Source organism: Pedobacter psychrodurus (assembly GCF_004331735.1).
Classification (GTDB): Bacteria; Bacteroidota; Bacteroidia; order Sphingobacteriales; family Sphingobacteriaceae; genus Pedobacter; species Pedobacter psychrodurus.
Genome location: NZ_SJSO01000028.1, coordinates 33869 through 49634, shown reverse-complemented (window position 1 = coordinate 49634; position 15766 = coordinate 33869). Strand labels below are relative to the sequence as shown.

At 34.9% G+C, this 15766-nt stretch carries 18 protein-coding genes; 11 read left to right on the top strand and 7 right to left on the bottom strand.

Annotation, left to right across the window (positions count from 1 at the left end; all coding sequences use genetic code 11):
* Positions 1-49: 49 nt before the first annotated feature.
* The 3 genes from EZ456_RS22550 to EZ456_RS22545 all read left to right on the top strand — a co-directional run bounded on the left by EZ456_RS22550 (position 50) and on the right by EZ456_RS22545 (position 1678).
* The gene (locus EZ456_RS22550; protein WP_131534066.1) at positions 50-913 is read left to right on the top strand and encodes an OmpA family protein; all 864 of its coding nucleotides are present in this window, start codon (positions 50-52) and stop codon (positions 911-913) included.
* 323 nt (positions 914-1236) lie between these two features.
* On the top strand, positions 1237-1368 hold the full coding sequence (locus tag EZ456_RS25700; protein WP_262712020.1) for a hypothetical protein: 132 nt from the start codon (positions 1237-1239) through the stop codon (positions 1366-1368).
* Positions 1358-1678 carry a hypothetical protein gene (locus EZ456_RS22545; protein WP_131534064.1) on the top strand — a complete coding sequence of 107 codons (321 nt, stop codon included), beginning with the start codon at positions 1358-1360 and terminating at the stop codon, positions 1676-1678. Before EZ456_RS25700 ends, EZ456_RS22545 begins: the two co-directional genes overlap by 11 nt.
* 82 nt (positions 1679-1760) lie before the next feature.
* Here the strand turns inward: EZ456_RS22545 and EZ456_RS22540 are convergent, their stop codons facing one another.
* On the bottom strand, positions 1761-1961 hold the full coding sequence (locus EZ456_RS22540; RefSeq protein ID WP_131534062.1) for a DUF3606 domain-containing protein: 201 nt from the start codon (positions 1959-1961) through the stop codon (positions 1761-1763).
* A 290-nt stretch (positions 1962-2251) separates the two neighbouring features.
* Between EZ456_RS22540 and EZ456_RS22535 the strand changes: the two genes are divergently transcribed.
* Positions 2252-2467: a hypothetical protein gene (locus EZ456_RS22535; RefSeq protein ID WP_131534060.1), complete on the top strand. Its 216-nt coding sequence runs from the start codon at positions 2252-2254 to the stop codon at positions 2465-2467.
* A 29-nt stretch (positions 2468-2496) separates the two neighbouring features.
* Here EZ456_RS22535 and EZ456_RS22530 read toward each other — a convergent pair whose 3' ends face one another.
* Positions 2497-4350: a PAS domain-containing sensor histidine kinase gene (locus tag EZ456_RS22530; RefSeq protein ID WP_131534059.1), complete on the bottom strand. Its 1854-nt coding sequence runs from the start codon at positions 4348-4350 to the stop codon at positions 2497-2499.
* Between the two features lie 726 nt (positions 4351-5076).
* Between EZ456_RS22530 and EZ456_RS22525 the strand changes: the two genes are divergently transcribed.
* The 5 genes from EZ456_RS22525 to EZ456_RS22505 all read left to right on the top strand — a co-directional run bounded on the left by EZ456_RS22525 (position 5077) and on the right by EZ456_RS22505 (position 10566).
* A complete protein-coding gene (locus EZ456_RS22525) occupies positions 5077-5646 on the top strand; it encodes a UbiX family flavin prenyltransferase (RefSeq protein ID WP_131534058.1) in 570 nt (189 codons plus the stop codon).
* A 50-nt stretch (positions 5647-5696) separates the two neighbouring features.
* The gene (locus EZ456_RS22520) at positions 5697-6242 is read left to right on the top strand and encodes a hypothetical protein (RefSeq protein WP_131534057.1); all 546 of its coding nucleotides are present in this window, start codon (positions 5697-5699) and stop codon (positions 6240-6242) included.
* A gap of 235 nt (positions 6243-6477) precedes the next feature.
* Positions 6478-7800 (top strand): tRNA (N(6)-L-threonylcarbamoyladenosine(37)-C(2))-methylthiotransferase MtaB, encoded by a 1323-nt coding sequence (gene mtaB / locus EZ456_RS22515; protein WP_131534056.1) that lies wholly within the window; start codon positions 6478-6480, stop codon positions 7798-7800.
* 769 nt (positions 7801-8569) lie between these two features.
* Positions 8570-9718: a prolipoprotein diacylglyceryl transferase gene (locus EZ456_RS22510; RefSeq protein ID WP_131534054.1), complete on the top strand. Its 1149-nt coding sequence runs from the start codon at positions 8570-8572 to the stop codon at positions 9716-9718.
* Positions 9719-9777: 59 nt separating this feature from the next.
* Positions 9778-10566 carry an inositol monophosphatase family protein gene (locus tag EZ456_RS22505; protein WP_131534052.1) on the top strand — a complete coding sequence of 263 codons (789 nt, stop codon included), beginning with the start codon at positions 9778-9780 and terminating at the stop codon, positions 10564-10566.
* Positions 10567-10772: 206 nt separating this feature from the next.
* Here EZ456_RS22505 and EZ456_RS22500 read toward each other — a convergent pair whose 3' ends face one another.
* The 5 genes from EZ456_RS22500 to EZ456_RS22480 form a co-directional block, all read right to left on the bottom strand.
* Positions 10773-11324, bottom strand: a complete 552-nt coding sequence (locus EZ456_RS22500; protein WP_131534050.1) for a NifU family protein — start codon at positions 11322-11324, stop codon at positions 10773-10775.
* A gap of 87 nt (positions 11325-11411) precedes the next feature.
* The gene (gene purB, locus EZ456_RS22495) at positions 11412-12758 is read right to left on the bottom strand and encodes an adenylosuccinate lyase (protein WP_131534048.1); all 1347 of its coding nucleotides are present in this window, start codon (positions 12756-12758) and stop codon (positions 11412-11414) included.
* A 132-nt stretch (positions 12759-12890) separates the two neighbouring features.
* Positions 12891-13112 (bottom strand): hypothetical protein, encoded by a 222-nt coding sequence (locus tag EZ456_RS22490; protein ID WP_086545741.1) that lies wholly within the window; start codon positions 13110-13112, stop codon positions 12891-12893.
* A 129-nt stretch (positions 13113-13241) separates the two neighbouring features.
* Positions 13242-13460, bottom strand: coding sequence for a hypothetical protein (locus EZ456_RS22485; RefSeq protein WP_131534046.1), 219 nt, complete (start codon positions 13458-13460; stop codon positions 13242-13244).
* Between the two features lie 147 nt (positions 13461-13607).
* A complete protein-coding gene (locus EZ456_RS22480) occupies positions 13608-13826 on the bottom strand; it encodes a hypothetical protein (RefSeq protein ID WP_057934272.1) in 219 nt (72 codons plus the stop codon).
* Positions 13827-14029: 203 nt separating this feature from the next.
* Between EZ456_RS22480 and EZ456_RS22475 the strand changes: the two genes are divergently transcribed.
* Positions 14030-14596: an RNA polymerase sigma factor gene (locus EZ456_RS22475; RefSeq protein WP_131534044.1), complete on the top strand. Its 567-nt coding sequence runs from the start codon at positions 14030-14032 to the stop codon at positions 14594-14596.
* Positions 14597-14602: 6 nt separating this feature from the next.
* Entirely contained in the window at positions 14603-15697 is a 1095-nt protein-coding gene (locus EZ456_RS22470; RefSeq protein ID WP_131534042.1) for a S1C family serine protease, read from the top strand.
* Positions 15698-15766: the final 69 nt, after the last annotated feature.

The following is a 15766-nucleotide window of genomic DNA, read 5'->3' as shown; positions in this document are numbered from 1 at the left end:
ATTGCGGCAAGAAATTTGTTAATGTACTATCAATAAATAAATTAAAATTATGAAATTATACAAATCAGTCCCTATAATGCTCTTTACCCTTGCACTTGCAGCAGGTTGTGTAAGCAATAAGAAATATACCGAACTTCAGGATACTTATGCTAAGTTGAGAGAAAGAAATCAAGAGCTAAGTAATAAATATCAGGATAGTCAACGGGAGCTTAGTGGTAGTACCAGTAGGGTTAAAAGTTTAGAAGAGCAGATCGCCTCAGAAAAAGCCAATGTAACGGCATTGCAAGATGCTTTAAATAAATGTTTAAATTCTAGTAGCCAGGGAAATGTTAACATTTCAAAACTAGTTGATGAGATTAATAGTTCAAATAAATACATCAAACAACTGGTTAATGCCAAAAACAAAAGCGATTCACTTAATATGGTGTTAACCAATAATTTAACGCGATCGTTAAGTAAAGAAGAATTGGGTGATGTTGATGTGCAGGTGCTTAAAGGCGTAGTATACATCTCTTTAGCTGATAACATGTTGTATAAATCGGGCAGTTACGAAGTTTCTGATAAAGCTGGAGAAACTCTAAACAAAATTGCCAAAATCATAAAAGATTACGATACTTATGATGTATTGATTGAAGGTAACACGGATAATGTGCCTATTGCTCAAACCAACATCCGCAACAACTGGGATCTAAGTGCCTTACGTGCTTCATCTGTAGTTCAGGTATTGCAGACCAAGTATGCAGTGGATCCTAAACGTTTAACTGCTGGTGGACGTGGAGAGTTTAACCCGATTGCTGATAATACTACCGCAGGCGGAAAAGCGAAAAACAGACGTACGCAAATTATTATTACCCCTAAATTAGATCAGTTTATGGATCTAATTGGAAAAGCGCCTGAGCAATCTCAAAAATAAAAGCATAAAATAATTTAGTATATAAAGGGTTGGGATTAATTTCCCAACCCTTTGTTGTATCTACCATCGCAGTTACCTCAATAATAAAAAATGGTACAGGGTTTGGCACCGTTACCGCAGGTAAAATATATCTCTATAACCATATTGATATGACGATTTTAGCCCGTTATAAATGTATATTTGATTATATCAGTAATCTTCTTATTACAATTTTCTCTCACTGATTACCATAGCGGTATGCGCTAATCTTAAATGGGGATTCTGATCACCGAATTGTTTATGCAATGATGATTAGTCTTACGAAACTATAATCGTTTAATGAAATGAGTAGAGACAAAAAGAAAGAGGCCAGTGTAAACAAAAAGGCACCCTCAGATTATCAATCGGGAAAAGGTAAATCGGCAAAAACTGATATAGATGTTTTCGCTAAAAAAACCAGTAAAAATGGTAAATAACGACCAACGGGTTCAGGCAAAGGTTTTTTTGTACGAACTAAACAATACCAGGCACGAATACGGTTTTTCGGTAAACGAAGAATGGACATTGGACTTAGTAACTAATAGTCAGAAAAAAGATCTGGAGGATAAATATTACCCCGTATTATCATTAAGCATTGCACCAGAAAATATTGTGGATATGCTTGATCTTCTACAACAGAAGCTTGGAAATGCGGTTAACCACATTAAAGACAATCTAAATGTCAAAAAAAGCTTAAAAGAGCCGGCCAATTTATTGGCTTATTGTACAGGTAGATTAAAGTATTAGTTATTTTAAAACCTAAGAAAGTTCTTAAATTAAGCTTTAGGAACTTTCTTATTTATATTTGATAATTATTCTGATAAAAAAATCAAGAAATACTGAGTTTTTTCTTTCGTTGGTTTAAATAAGCTGTGATTTGATTTAACATAATACTTCTTGTTGCCCTCACTGCAGATTTTAAAACTTCAGAACTTACGCCTAAACGGTTAGCCCAATAATTTCGATCTGTTTCTTCTGATAATAAGATGATTTCTTCTTTAATGCTTGAGGTTTGGGTGAGATTTTTCATAATTGGGATGATTAATTCAGTTACTAACACGCGCAAGCTCGATTTGGCCCTATAAAAATAGATTTTTTTATTTGTAATAACAAGCTGTATAACAGTTGTTTAAAAATATATTTTAATTTTTTTATTTAAAACGGAATAAAGAAATCATTCTATTTGATTCTATTAATTCGTTTTAGTAGTAGTAAATATTGCTTGATAAAACCTATAGTTGTTCAAAAAATTAATTTATGTATTTTTAATTATACGTAAATTGACTATAATTGCTCATTATTTATAAAAAATATTCTGTAATGGGTGATATGAGGAACGGAGAGGTTACTCACATTGATTTTGAATACGGACATGGAATCATTATTGATGAAAATGGCCAGGATATTCACTTTCAGTTAGATAACGTATCTGATCAAGTTAATATAAATTCGAAAGTAATTTTTGAAATAGAATTAGGCGAGCGTGGCTTGATAGCGGTTAAAGTTAAATTAGAAATGGAAGAAATAAGGGCTTAATTTTACAAGCCCTAAGCAAAATTAATATCTTATTGATCATTTGAAGTGGGTAAGCTGAAATAAAATATAGAACCTTCACCGAATTTGCTTTCTGCCCAAATTTTTCCCTTATGCCTTTCAATTACTTCGGCACAAATGTACAGGCCAACTCCAAATCCTGCAATTGTTTTAGTGTCAGGACTCTCTACGCGGTAAAAACGGTCAAAAAGTCTGGGTATATCATTTTCTCTAATACCTATGCCTTCATCTTCCACACTTACAGTTACATAACCCTTTTTTATTTCGCACTTTATTGCAATTAACGAGTTTTTTTTTGAGTACTTCGCTGCATTTCCAATCAGGTTATTGATCACATTACCGATTTTCTCCATATCTGCATTTACAATCATTTCTTCCGAACCAATCACCTGGATAAAATGGCTAGGTAAAACAATTCTATTTTCCTCAGCCATAGTTTTAATCAAATCAACAAGGTTAAAATTTGTTTTGTTCAATAAAATTTTGCCAGATTCTAGTAAGGATACATTTAAAAAACCATCAATCATTAACGACATTCTTTTTAACTGAACATTTACCTTATCAAGTATCTGAATGGTAAAGTCGTTATCAGTTTCTTTAAATTTATGCTGTAAAAGTTGTACATAAGCGCTTAACGATGTTAATGGAGTTTTAAGTTCGTGACTAACCATACCGATAAAGTCATTTTTTCTAATTTCGTCCTGTTTATGTTCTGTAATATCCAAAACAGCTCCAGCTATATAAACAGCTTTTCCGTGTTCGTTATAATAGGCTTTTCCTGCTGTTCTTAACCATTTATTTTTAGTGCCTATGCCGTTCAAATTAATTTGGTATTCGATGTTAAAAGCATTTCGGTGGTGTAATGCGCGTCTGATACCGCTAGTAAGATGTCCTATGTATTCCACACTTATTAATGATTTGGCTTCTTCTATACCCAACCTGTCATTTTCCAGTTCGTAAATTTGTTGTGCCCTTTCTGATAAAAGTACCTGTTTGCTTTCTAGATCGATATTCCATGAGCCCATCTCCGATGCATCCATGGCTATTTTTAGGATGTCTTTAGCTTTAAGTAATTCTTTTTTAAAATTCACCTGCTCCGTGATATCTTTAATAATCACTAAAATCCTGGTTACTTCATTTTTATCATTTTTTAACGGCTCATAAAAAGCTATAAAATAACCGTCTGAAACCGGTGTTGAAAGTTTTAATTCATTGATTGTTAAGGGCTGGCCGTTTTTAAAAATATCTTTTACACGCGCTACAAGTGCTTGCTGTTTTTCGAGTTCTGGTCGTGCCTCTGCTTGCGGAATCCCAATTACTTCTTTCCTGCTTTTGTCCCAAAGTTTTAATATGTTATCGTTTGCATACTCGGTAATAAGCTCTGGGCCTTTTAATACGCACATGCCTAAAGGGGCCTGCTCGAAAAATCCCCTAAAACGTGCTTCACTTTCTGAAAGTTCAAATAAAATATGCTCAAGGTCATTTTCATCCAGTGGAATTTCCCTTAGTGAACAGATGATATATTCAACCGGACGATCGTTTTGTAATACAGGCGAAAATTCCAATTCCCATTTAACGTTTGGCGAGTTAGAATAGATGGGATGAATAACCAGGGTGTCCTTTGCTTTAAGCTCGCTTACTTTCTGAACTGTTTTAATCAGAACTGCCTTTTCAGCATCAGATAAGAGGTTTGGGATAATGTTAATATCATAGAATTTTAATTTTCCACCTGCCCGCTCTATTAAAGCTTGGTAAGCATCGTTATGTTCTACTACCACCAATATCGGTTTTACTTTAAAAATGATTATGGGGTTCTTAGAATGTTTTAACAGTGCTTTTAAGAATGGAGAGGCTAAATCTATCATAAATTTAAGTTGACACTTTCCCAAATATAATCGTTAAGCAGTTAATCGCCAACCGAATTGTAAAGACGGTGTAATTATTTATCATACAAAATAGTATAAATTGTAAGTGTATTGTCTTCTGATTGTTTGTAAGTTGTTATTTTTCAGTATGTTGATGTCGTATTTGGAGCGCTCAACCTGCCGTCGTTAAAACATTATTGCTTCATTCTTATGCATGCGATTGAAACATTAAGCCGCGTACGATCGAAATTGGCTTTGGTGTAAGAAAAATTTAAGGGTTATGAAGGGAATAAGTTATAAAATCGTATTGATATTTTTATGCAATCAATTTAATTTCATGTTATATCAATATCAAAAAATTGTAAAGTCAAAAGTGTAAAAAGAATAGCATAAATGTAAAGTAGGGACATATTGGGTGATTATGCCTGATTTGTAAGACAATCTTAAGCTGTATTTTGTTGAAAAAAGTGTCTTTTTAAGTATAAAAAAAGTTTTTATGTATTTTTTTTGAAAATTATTTATTTGGTAATCAATTCGTTACGTTTTGTTTTTAGATTATATATTTGATTTAAGCGATTTAACATTTCTTACTAACATTTTTTTAAAAATTTATATATATTTGTTCTTACCCTTTCGAGGGTATGTTTTTCATAGGTAGATGTAGGGTCAGAACATTGTTCTGGCCCTTTTTTGTTTTAATGGATTTAGAAAAACTATTTTTGTATTATGATAAAAAAGAAAGTGATTGTTGCGGTTACAGGTGCCAGCGGTTCTATTTATGCAAAAGTTTTATTTGACCGGTTAATAAAATTAAAAGATCAGATTGAGGCTGTTGGTGTAGTGATGAGCGATAATGCAAAAGCGGTTTGGCAATTCGAACTGGGGAACCAGGATTATAACCATTTTAAAGACTTTACCTTTTATAACAAAAATGATTTTAATGCACCTTTTGCATCGGGCTCGGCAAGATACGATACCATGATTATCATTCCTTGTTCTATGGGAACTTTAGGTAGGGTGGCACATGGAATATCGAACGATTTGATTTCGAGGGCGGCGGATGTTGTGTTAAAAGAACGCAGGAAATTAATAGCGGTAGTAAGAGATACCCCATTTAACTTAATTCACATCAATAACATGAAAACTGTAACTGAAGCAGGCGGAATCATCTGTCCGGCTAATCCATCTTTTTACAGTTTGCCTAAAACCATAGAAGAAGTTGCAGGAACAGTAATTAGCAGGGTGTTAGATCTGGCAGGTTTCGAACAGGAAAGTTATCGGTGGCAGGAGCAGTAATTGGTATTTTTCCAAATTTTTAATATTTTTGGTCGATTTAAACCAATATCATGAAACTATTTTTACGCGCTATCTTATGCTGTGTATTGTCATGTGCTTTTTTTTCTCAGGTTAACGCTCAACAGGATTTCCTAATTAATTCAAAGAACGACACTTTAAAAGGTGAAATAAAAAAACAATTTATTGGTTTTTATCGGTTCAAGCCGAAGGGAGGTGCCAGTTTTAATAAAATTCCAATCCGCGAAACCAAAGAATTTTATAAAGTAGAAAAAGAGATAAATTATCTCGTTAAAGTACGCCCGGATAAAAAGAGCCCCGATTTTTTACAAAGATTGCTTAAAGGCAAAATTGATTTGTTCGAATATTACAGACAAAGTGGGAATAATCAATACGTGGTGATCTGGTATGCCAGCAAACAAAACGGACAATTGTTTGAAGTGAAAAGTAACCAGATCTTTGGTTCGCGGAAGGAGCGGAAAGATAGTATGTATAATTTAATAGCTGATAATCCGGCCTTGCTGGAAAAATTCAAAAAAGATGATAGTTATAGCTTTGAAGCTGTAAAAGAATGCATTAAATCATATAACTCAAACTAAATAGTCGATACCCATGCTAAAATTAAGCTTTATTCTAGTTGTATTAATAGTCTTAGGTATCTGTTTGTCGGGCTGTGAAAAAAGAGCTTGTCCTGAAGGAATGCATGAACTGCGGTTAAAGGATGGTACAACTATATGTGTTCCAAACAATTTATAGTCTGTCTTTTGTCAGTTATTCATTCTCAAATATATTGTTTCCAATCTAATATCTAAAAATTGTATCTTTGCAGCCTCAATGAAAAAGGTCGCATTTTATACATTAGGTTGTAAACTCAACTTTTCCGAAACATCAACTATCGGTCGTTTATTTACCGATGCAGGTTATGCCGTAGTAGAATTTCAGGACCAGGCCGATGTTTATGTGATTAATACTTGTTCTGTTACAGAGCATGCCGATAAAAAATGCCGTAAAGTTGTTAAAGAGGCGCTAAAGTATTCGCCAAATGCCTTTGTAACCATTGTAGGTTGTTATGCACAGTTAAAACCACAGGAAATTGCCGAAATAGAAGGTGTTGATATGGTTTTGGGTGCTGCAGAAAAATTCAGGATAGTAGAATATATTACCGATTTAACCAAACAACCCAAAGCCCTTATTCACCAGCAAAATATAGAGAAAGTAAACCATAATTTTATTGCCTCTTATTCGATTGGCGATAGAACGCGTACTTTTTTGAAAGTACAGGATGGTTGCGATTATCCTTGTACATATTGTACCATTCCTTTGGCACGCGGTGCAAGCCGTAGCGATACCATTGAAAACGTGGTGAACCGTGCAAAAATGATTGCAGAAGGTGGTGTAAAGGAAATTGTATTAACCGGTGTAAATCTAGGCGATTTTGGAATCAGAAATGGCCAGCGTGAAGATAAATTTTTTGACCTGGTTAAAGCTTTAGATGAGGTGGAAGGAATTGAAAGAATCCGTATTTCATCTATTGAACCGAACCTTTTGAGCAACGAGATCATTCAGTTTGTATCTACCTCAAAAAGATTTGTTCCACACTTTCATATTCCTTTACAATCGGGCTCTGATAAGATTTTAGGTTTAATGCGCCGTCGTTACCGTAGCGATTTGTATGTAGAGCGTGTTGCCAAAATTAAGGAAGTAATGCCGCACTGTTGTATCGGCGTTGATGTAATTGTTGGTTTCCCTGGTGAAACGAAAGAGGATTTCTTGGATACCTATCAGTTTTTAAACCAACTTGATATTTCTTATTTACACGTATTTACTTACTCTGAGCGCGAATTAACAGCTGCAGCCGAAATGAAAGGCGTTGTGGTAGGCAGCGAGCGTAATGAGCGCAGTAAAATGCTCCATATTTTATCTGATAAAAAACGTAGGGCTTTCTACGAATCTCAAATTGGTGCTGAAGCTGAAGTACTTTTCGAAGCAGATCAGAAATCGGGTTACATGCATGGTTTTACCAAAAACTATGTAAAAGTACGCGCCAAATACGATCCGGTTATGGTAAATGAACTGAAAGCGGTTAAGCTTTTAGAAATTACTGCCGACGGAGAAGTAGAAGTAGCTGAACTGGAAACCGTTCACGCACATCATTAGTTTAGTCCGGAGTCTGAAGTCCTTAGTCCGAAGTTTATAATATCATAGTCTGTCATCCTCTCGATTTGTCATCCTGAGCGTAGTCGAACGATCTTTAATGATGGAAAATGTAAGATGGATGATGGAGATATCGCTTGGTTAAAATTTTCCCTAAGAACTACTGTAATAGTTAATTAAACCTGATCGGAGCAAGCACGCAGTAAAGCGCAGAGCAGGGCTGTTGGAGAAGTAGAAGTAGCTGAACTGGAAACTGTTTACGCACATCATTAGTTTAGTCTGGAGTAATTAGTCGGAAGTCTTGAGTCAATATCTTTTCATCACCGTTTGTTTGTCATCCTGAGCGTAGTCGAAGGATCTTTAATGATGGAAAATGTAATATGGATCATGGAATTGGTATCGCTTGGTCAAAATTTTCCCCAAGAACTACTGTAATAGGTTAATTAAACCTGATCGGAGCGAGCACGAAGTAAAGCGCAGAGCAGGACTGTCCTAACCGATAACAACCGAACCACTCTTTTCCAAAATAAAAAATAGATTTTTACCTGTTTCTCCCAGCTTTAACCGCTGGTCTTTGGTCTTTCCGCTTTAGTCTTTAAGCTGGGCCATTCGTCTTTTTGCCTTGGTCTCTAGTCTTTCCGCTTTGGTCTTTAAGCTTGGGCCATTCGTCTTTTTGCCTTGGTCTCTAGTCTTTCCGCTTTAGTCTTTCAGCTTTGGTCTTTAATCTTTCAGCTTTGGTCTTTCTTTCCTATCTTCGCAACAAATTATTTGTATGTTTCCTACCGTTTCACATTTCTTAGAATATTTATTCGGCATTAATTTACCGCTCCCATTTAATACTTTCGGTGTTTTTGTAGCGCTGGCGTTTGTTGCTGGTTATTGGGCTTTTACCAAAGAGCTTAAGCGTAAAGAAGCATTAGGCATACTCCACCCAATTAAAAAGACAATTGTGGTTGGCAAACCTGCTACTACATCAGAGCTGATCATGAATGGCCTTTTCGGCTTTGTTATTGGTTATAAGTTGGTTTATGCATTGTTGAACTATAAACTTTTTGTAAATGATGCACAGGCGATTTTAATGTCGACCAAAGGAAATATAATTGGTGGTTTGTTTTTTGCTGGTTTATTTGCCTATTGGGATTATACTGAAAAGAATAAACATAAGCTGGATAAACCAAAAGAAACACAGGTAACCATCCACCCATACCAAACCATGAGTAATCTGATTGTTTGGGCGGCTATCTGGGGGTTTTTAGGGGCAAAGTTCTTCGATAACTTAGAATATTGGGATGATTTTGTTCAACATCCTATCGAGCGGTTATTATCGTTCAGTGGTTTAACTTTTTATGGTGGTTTAATTTGCGGTGGTGCGGCAGTATTAATTATTGCTAAAAGAAACGGAATTAAGCCCTTGCATATGCTTGATGTAGGCGGGCCGGGAATGATGCTGGCTTATGCTGTAGGCCGCATCGGTTGCCACTTAGCTGGCGATGGTGACTGGGGAATTAAGAACCTTAACCCGAAGCCTTTTTCTTGGCTGCCTGATTGGTTATGGTCCTACAAATATCCAAATAACGTGGTAGGAGACGGAATTCCAATCCCTGGCTGTAGTGGTAAATTTTGTAATGAATTGGCACAAGGGGTATATCCAACACCTATTTACGAAGTAATTATCTGTTTAATCCTTTTTGCCTTTTTATGGCGCATTAGAGATAAAATAAAAGCACCAGGTTTAATGTTTGGCATTTACATGATCTTAAATGGTATTGAGCGTTTCTGCATTGAATTAATTCGTGTAAACTCAAAATATCATGTTTTTGGTTTGTCTTTTACCCAGGCAGAAATGATCTCTACTTTTCTTGTTGTTGGCGGCATTGCATTAAGTGTTTATGCTTTAAGAAATAAGAATAAACTGGCTTAAATTTTACTTATAAGTTCATTTAAAATCCAACAACAGCTGTGTTTTGTTGTTAAATAGCTATGAATTACGAATTATTATGCAATAAGGTAATCTCTATTGTAAAGCTTACCGGAAACTTTATCCGCAAAGAAGCAATGCAATTTGATGCCCAAAAAATTGAATATAAGGGGTTAAACGATATGGTTTCTTATGTTGATAAAACGGCAGAGCAGAAACTGGTTCAAAATCTAGAAAAATTAATTCCCGATGCTGGTTTTATAACCGAAGAGAAAACCATTAGCCGTATAGGTAAAACCTTTACCTGGATCATCGATCCTTTAGATGGTACAACTAACTTTATCCACGGTATTCCGACTTACGGTATAAGCGTAGCGCTTTATGAAGATGGCGTGCCTGTTATTGGTGTAGTTTACGAATTAAATAGAGGAGAGATGTTTTATTCGCATAAAGGCGGACTTGCTTTTATGAATAAGAAAGAAATCAAGGTTTCAACTAATCCTGATCTAAAATCAAGTTTGTTGGCAACAGGCTTTCCATATTATCAGTTTGATAAACAGCCTCAATATCTAAAATTATTGACAGAAATGATGCAGAAAAGCCACGGTGTACGTAGAATTGGTGCAGCAGCGATCGATTTGGTATATACCGCCTGTGGCCGTTTCGATGCCTTTTTCGAATACAATCTACAACAGTGGGATTTTGCAGCTGGATGCTTTATCGTGCAGCAGGCAGGAGGAGAGGTATATGATTTTTCGGGTGGAAATGAATATTTCACCAAAAGAGAGATCTTGGCTACCAATGGTAAACTTACTGCTGAAATGTTGACTGCGATTAAGCAGTATTTTTAGTAGAAGTATCCTCGCAGATCGTCATTTCGACCGCAGTGCTCCGAAGGAGCTCCTTTGGAGGAGAAATCTATTCTAGATATAGATCTCTCCATTTCGTTGCACTTCATCCGATAGCTATCGGATCGAGATGACGAAAAGAAGCATAAAAAAGGTCCCAATTCTCATCGGGACCTTTTCACTATATGTACTATGAAAAATGCACAATTTTAAAGCGCTTCAGAAACTACTTCTGTAACTTCCGGTACCATTCTCTGTAATAAGTTTTGGATACCAGATTTAAGCGTAATGGTAGAAGACGGACAACCACTGCAAGAACCACGTAGCTCTACGGTAACCACACCTTCATCAAAAGATTTGTAAGTAATTGCACCACCATCCTGTTCAACAGCTGGACGTACATAATCGTGCAGAATCTGCTGGATTTTAATCTCAGTTTCTGTACCTTCAAAAGCAGGTGCTTCTTCGGTAGTTACTTCTTTAATTTTTAATTCAGATTCAACAGCTCCTTTAACAAATTCTTTTAAAATGGCTTCAATATCAGCCCATTCTGCATCATCTGTTTTGGTAATGGTAACAAAATTGCTGGCGAAAAAAACGCCAGAAACAAAGTTGAACTTAAATAACTCTTTCGCAAACGGCGATTGTTCTGCACTTTCTTTAGTCGCAAAATCCTCACTGCCATTTATTAACAGCTTGTTTACCATGAATTTCATGGTAGCTGGATTTGGAGTTTGTTCTGTATATACGTTAATCGTCATGTCTTAATCAATTTGAATAAACAAAATTAACAATTACTCACTAATAAAACCTTTGTTAGCTGTCTGCTTAACGTCAATTTAATTTGACTAGAAAACGCCAGTATAATTGAAAGGTGTAATCGTTCTTAATTGCACTTTAACAGCTTCAGAAACTGCTAAGCCTTCAATAAACTCGGCAATACTTGCTGCATTGATTTTTGAATTTGTTCGGGTTAATTCTTTTAAGGCTTCGTAAGGGTTAGGGTAGTTCTCTCTTCTTAACACCGTTTGAATAGCCTCGGCAACAACTGCCCAGTTATCGTCTAAATCGGCATGTAAAGCAGCTTCATTTAATAAAATTTTGTTTAATCCGCGTAGCGTAGAATTAATGGCAATTAAGGTATGTCCAAAAGGAACACCTACGTTTCTTAAAACAGTAGAGTCTGTTAAGTCTCTCTGTAAACGAGATATTGGTAATTTGGCCGCGAAAAACTCGAATAAAGCATTGGCAATTCCTGCATTTCCTTCAGCATTTTCGAAATCGATTGGGTTAACCTTATGTGGCATAGCCGATGAGCCAATCTCTCCGGCTTTGATTTTCTGTTTGAAATAGTTTTTAGAAATATACGTCCAGATATCTCTGTCTAAATCTATAATAATATTATTTATACGTTTTAATGCATCACATTGCGCTGCAAATTGATCGTAATGTTCAATTTGTGTAGTATGTTGTGCACGTGTTAGGCCCAAAGTCTCATTAACAAACTGATTCGAAAAATTAACCCAATTTACTTCAGGGTAAGCAATATGGTGTGCATTAAAATTTCCTGTGGCACCACCAAACTTCGCGCTGTTTGGAATGGTTTTTAAACTTTCTACCTGAATAGCCAAACGTTCTGCGAAAACCAAAAACTCTTTACCTAATTTGGTAGGAGAGGCAGGTTGCCCGTGCGTATGTGCCAGCATCGGAATATCCTTCCATTCTGTTGCCAGTGCATTTATCTTTTCAATTAAAGTGTTAATTGCCGGATAATAACTATCATTCAACGCCAGTTTTATTGAATATGGGATGGCGGTGTTATTAATATCCTGTGAGGTTAAGCCAAAGTGGATAAACTCTTTATAGTTTTGAAGTGATAAGATGTCGAATTTACTTTTGATAAAATATTCAACCGCTTTAACATCATGATTGGTCACTTTTTCAGTTTCTTTAATTTCTAAAGCATCAACTTCTGAGAAATTTTCGTGGATTTTGCGTAATTCAGCATAAAGATTTCGGTCAAAATTTTCTAAGCCAGGCAAGTTGATTTCGCAAAGCGCGATAAAATATTCAATTTCTACAAAAACACGGTATTTGATTAAGGCTTCTTCAGAAAAGTAAGCAGCTAAACTTTCGGTTGTTTTTCTGTAACGACCATCAACTGGTGAAATAGCCTGTAGTGATGTTAAATTCATTATGCGGATTATATTTTTGCCGCAAATTTACTACAATTGATGGATTTTAAGGTCTTGATTCCTAGAAATTAATATAAATAAAAAAGGCCATAGAATTTCTAAGGCCTTTTTTATAAAAATTTGTGAAATAAATTAGTGTTTTACTTCTTCTGTAGTTGTAGTAGCTTTTACAGTAGTATCTTTCACTGTAGAATCTTTTACAGTAGTATCAACAGCAGTTGTGTCTGTAATAATAGTTGAAGAATCTGTAACTGTCGTATCAGCGCCATCAGCTTTTTTACCTGATTCGCCACAAGCAGCAACTGTTAAAGATAAAGCTAGGGCTAAAAAGCCTAATTTGAATGCATTTTTCATTTTGATTTTTGTTTTAGGTTACTATCTACTGTTAATACGTAAAATGTAAAAAGGTAACCCGTTTTTTTAAATAAAATAAAAAAACCTCCCGATTTTACATCGGGAGGTTTTTCTTATGATTAAGTTAGACTAGTGTTTAACTTCAGTTTTTTCTGTAGTAGTTTTTACAGTAGTATCTTTTACTGTAGAATCTGTAACTGTAGTGTCTTTTGCAGTTGTATCAGTAACGATAGTTGAAGAATCTGTAGCTGTTGTATCAGTACCTTCAGCTTTTTTTTCTGAGTTACAAGCAACAACTGATAGAGATAAAGCTAAAGCTAAAAAGCCTAATTTGAATGCATTTTTCATTTTTGAGTATTTTTTAAGTAATTAATTAATTTACCTGTTAATACCTATTATTTAAAAAGGTAACCCAAGAAAATAAAAAAAAATGTAAAAAAAATAAAAAGGGCTTTGAAGATATCTTCAAAGCCCTTTTTTATAAGTAAAGTTAGACTAGTGTTTAACTTCTTCTGTAGTTGTAGTAGTTTTTACAGTAGTATCTTTTACTGTAGAATCTTTAACTGTAGTATCTTTTGCAGTAGTATCAGTAACGATAGTAGAAGAATCAGTTAAAGTTGTATCAGCACCTTCAGCTTTTTTTTCTGAGTTACAAGCAACAACTGATAAAGATAAAGCTAAAGCTAAAAAGCCTAATTTGAATGCATTTTTCATTTTTGAATTTTTTTAAGTAATTAATTTCTTATTAATGCCGCAAAGGTAAAAAGGTAACCCGAAAATTTACAAAAAAAGTTAAAATATTTTTTATCGCTGCTTGGGTTACTGTTTGCTTTAAGTTTGTATTAAGCAATTATAGTGGCTATAAATATTTTTTTGTCTAATATTGGGTTACTATTTATCGAAAAATGTATTAACTAGTGAATAACAGTTTAAAGAGTTCAGTTCCAACAGATAGAGAGGTTATTTTAGGTATTCTAAATAACTCAGAAGATACACTTAACAAGTTATACAAGGCTTATTACGCGATGGTTTTGCAGTTTATCCTGAATAATAACGGTGATGAAGATGATGCAAAAGATGTTTATCAAGAAGCCATAATAATTTTATATAACAAAATTAAGGAGGGTAATTTTGAGCTCAGCAGCAAACTGAAAACCTATATTTATTCGGTTTGTAGGCGTATTTGGCTAAAAAAACTTAGCCTAAACAGTAAAAAGACCGGTAGTATTACCGATTATGAAGATGTATTTGCTGTTGAGGAAGATGTAGAGCACCACGAAGAGAAAGATGCTGCTTTTGTAAAAATGCAATCAGCACTCGATCATCTGGGTGAACCTTGTAAAACCATTATTCAGGATTTTTATATCCACAATTTATCCATGCAGGATATCTGCGAAAAGTTCGGCTATACCAATACCGATAATGCAAAAACGCAGAAATATAAATGCCTGCAAAGGTTAAAGAAAATATTTTTTCAACCATAATTTGAAATGAGAAACGATTTGGAGTTAGATGCAATTATTGAAGATTATCTTTTAGGTAAACTTAATGCACAGGAAACTGAAGCCTTGGAACAGTTACGTCGTAATGATGCCACAGTAGATCATAAAGTAGTTTCGCATAAGTTCTTTTTAGAATCTATGGGAATATTTGCTGAGCAGTTGCGCTTAAAAGATCAATTAAACGAGATTCATTCAGAGATTGATGTGGAAGGTTTGGCTTCTACACTTAGGCCTCATCCTTCACGTGTGGTTCAATTGTGGCGCAAGCATAAATCTGCAATTGCGGTAGCAGCATCTTTCATTGTACTCTCTTTGGTTTCTATTTACTCTATTCAACATAATACTAAACAGGCAGAGCGGTACAGGCAGTTAAGTAATCAGGTAAATAATGCTATTAAAACACAAAATAGCTTAATCAGAAAAATTAAGCATAATAATACAACTTCTGATAAACCAAATATTCAGAATAGTTTTGGTGGTACTGGTTTTGCCATTTCTACAAATGGTTACATTTTAACTAACCTGCATATTATTAATGGCGCTGATTCTTTATATGTGCAAAACAGTAAAGGAGAATCTTTTAAGGTAAAATCGGTTTATACAGATCCTCAAAACGATATCGCAATTCTTAAAATAAACGATAAACACTTTAGTAACTTATCTTCTATTCCTTATACCATTAAAAGAACTACAAGTAACATTGGTGAAATTGTATACACTTTAGGTTATCCAAAAGATGATGCTGTACTTGGAGAGGGTTACGTGAGTTCTAAAAATGGTTTTATTGGTGATACCACTCAGTATCAGGTAGCTATTTCAGTTAATCCAGGTAATAGCGGTGGCCCAATTTTAGATAATAACGGGAATTTGGTGGGTATTATTAGTGGCAAGCCAGATCAGACAGAAGGCGCAGCCTTTGCCATTAAATCAAAATATATTTTAGAGGCTATGAGGGCCATTCCTCAAGATTCATTAGGCGTAAATAAGCTTTCTGTCAATAAAAAAAGCTTGCTGTCTGGTTTAAAACGTACCAAACAGATCGAAAAAATACAAGATTATGTATTTATGATAAAAGCCTACTAAATGTAACACCCCCAAACAAATTAATATTTTTAAACCCTGAAGATTGCTTCTTCAGGGTTTTTTATTGGA